Here is a 631-nt window from a genome sequence, read left to right as displayed (position 1 = left end):
CCATCGGCCTCGGCATTGCCGGCCTGGCCGCCGGCGCCGTCGCTGCCGGCGCAGCCAACAACTACTACAACCGCGGCGGCTACGGGCCGGCCTACGGCGCTCCGGCTTACGGCTACGGCGCCCCGGCCTACGGCGGCTATTACGGCGCCCCCTATTAAGGGCGACGATCCCAACGGATCTGAAGGGCGACCGGCGCGAGCCGGTCGCCTTTTTCATGCCGGATCAGCGGCCGCGATAGGGGGCGACCCCGGTCTCGGGCAGCCAGATCGTCTTCGGCGGCTCGCCGGTCTGCCAGAACACGTCGATCGGGATGCCGCCGCGCGGATACCAGTACCCGCCGATCCGCAGGTAGCGCGGCTCCAGCAGATCGCGCAGGCGCTTGCCGATCGCCACGGTGCAATCCTCGTGGAACGCCCCATGATTGCGGAACGCGCCGAGATAAAGCTTGAGCGACTTCGATTCCACGAGCCAGTCGCCAGGCACGTAGTCGATCACCAGGATGGCGAAATCCGGCTGGCCGGTGACCGGGCAGATCGAGGTGAACTCGGGCGCGGTGAACCGGGCTACGTAATCGGTGTCGGCATGCGGGTTCGGCACCCGGTCGAGGCGGGCATCCGCGGGGGAGGACGGC

1 protein-coding gene is annotated in these 631 nt (G+C 69.1%); it reads right to left on the bottom strand.

The genetic code is table 11. The features are described 5' to 3' along the window. Positions 1–222: 222 nt before the first annotated feature. The coding region (gene queF, locus FV228_RS31950) for a preQ(1) synthase (RefSeq protein ID WP_147857990.1) at positions 223–631 on the bottom strand (409 nt) is incomplete at its 5' end.

Origin of the sequence: Methylobacterium sp. WL18 (genome assembly GCF_008040015.1) — a bacterium.
GTDB classification, from domain to species: domain Bacteria; phylum Pseudomonadota; class Alphaproteobacteria; order Rhizobiales; family Beijerinckiaceae; genus Methylobacterium; species Methylobacterium mesophilicum.
This window is presented reverse-complemented; position numbering and strand designations above follow the sequence as displayed.